At 60.1% G+C, this 1,497-nt stretch carries 3 protein-coding genes; 2 read left to right on the forward strand and 1 reads right to left on the reverse strand.

What is annotated here, in order from left to right:
• A partial coding sequence (locus LL972_RS21505) for a hypothetical protein (protein ID WP_228329319.1) occupies positions 1-190 on the forward strand: 190 nt, incomplete at its 5' end.
• A gap of 151 nt (positions 191-341) precedes the next feature.
• Here the strand turns inward: LL972_RS21505 and LL972_RS21510 are convergent.
• A complete protein-coding gene (locus tag LL972_RS21510) occupies positions 342-755 on the reverse strand; it encodes a DoxX family protein (protein ID WP_228329320.1) in 414 nt (137 codons plus the stop codon).
• 209 nt (positions 756-964) lie between these two features.
• Between LL972_RS21510 and LL972_RS21515 the strand changes: the two genes are divergently transcribed.
• Complete coding sequence (locus tag LL972_RS21515) at positions 965-1,225, forward strand: winged helix-turn-helix transcriptional regulator (RefSeq protein WP_323134241.1); 261 nt, start codon at positions 965-967, stop codon at positions 1,223-1,225.
• Positions 1,226-1,497: the final 272 nt, after the last annotated feature.

Genomic DNA, 1,497 nt, shown 5'->3' on the forward strand with positions numbered 1-1,497 from the left:
CCCGCCGAGTTCCGTGATCAACATCAACCGCAGACCTCTAGTTTTGGCTGGCATTGAATTAGGGGGAGTCGACAATGCGACCTGGAAGAATGCGATAGGCAGCGTCAGGCCGATGATGTCCAACGACGTCGCCAATTCGGTGGCCGCCAACGCAGGGCCAAGAGCCGATCCGGACAGCGTTAGCCGGTAGCCTCAAGCGGGGGGCGAGACGAACGTGCTCGTCGCCTTGCCCGTGGCTGTGCGCCTGCTTTGCACACTTCGAGTTAGCGCGAGGGTGAGGGTACTGGCTGGGCCGGGCGCGTTGTAGCCGCCCGGCCGACAGCGCTCAACCGGGTATCCAATCACTGCAGCGTTACGTAGATGGCCGCTGCCGTCGGCGCATACGGCGACGGCGACGGCGGCTGGCGCGCGGCGTTTTGCGTGCCAAACGAGGCGAGCAGAAAGAGCAGGCCCAGCACGGCCGGTAGCGCACCCTTGGGCTTGCGCACACCCAGATGCGCCATGCCGGACAACAGCAGGTGGTAGAACATGCCGGCGTAGGCAAGATCGCTCAGTGCGGTGTTGAAGCGCCACACAATCGCCACCGGGCCCAGAATCTTGATGACGATCATCCAGGGCACCAGCAACGGCGCCGAGTAACCCAGCTCGGCCTGCGCCTTGCGCACGAACTCACCCTTGGCCAGATACATGCAAGCAGAGGCGAGATACAGCAGGCACAGCAGGGCGGTACTGATCCAGTAGACAGAGATGCTCATGGTGTTTGCCAGTCAATATGCGAATGCAACCGGCAATCAGGATGTCGCCTAAGATACCTATTGAAAAGTAGGATGAATTACCAGGGCTTAGTATGAAAAAGCAGACCATTGATCAAGGCGAGCGCAATATGCACGAAGAAATGCGCCGTGCATTTGCGCTGCTGTCGGGTAAATGGAAGCTGGAAATCATGTAGCTGCTGAATCAGCGGATGTATCGCTTTGGCGAGCTGCGCGCGGCAATCCCCGGCATCACCCAACACATGCTGACGGCGCAATTGCGCGAGCTGGAAGCAGATGGCCTGGTCACGCGTACCGTCTTTGCAGAGGTACCGCCACGTGTGGAATACGCCATCACGCCAAAGGCGCATGGACTGGGGCCAACCATGGAAGCGCTGACCGCGTGGTGGCAACAGTACGGCGACAGCATTACGAAGCGGCCTGCTGCACGCGGGCGCAAGCCCAGCGTTTAGCAAGCCAAGCGTTTGGATGGAAGTGGCTGCTCCATCCGAGCGGGTTCATGGCGCAGACCTATCGGCCGGCATGCGCGCGCGCCTGTCCCAAGAATCGTTGCGGCGACCAGTGAACAATCCTGGCGATCACCTTGGTATATCGAAAACTCGCGTCCAACCCCCACAAACGCCAACGCCCCGATCATGTCGGGGCGCTAGGGAACCTCTGAACAACGCATCGCAGATACGCGACACTATCCACTCACGTTGAGGAGTGATGCATGCAACTGACG

The organism is Xanthomonas campestris pv. asclepiadis, from assembly GCF_020784175.1.
Taxonomy (GTDB): Bacteria; Pseudomonadota; Gammaproteobacteria; order Xanthomonadales; family Xanthomonadaceae; genus Xanthomonas; species Xanthomonas campestris_D.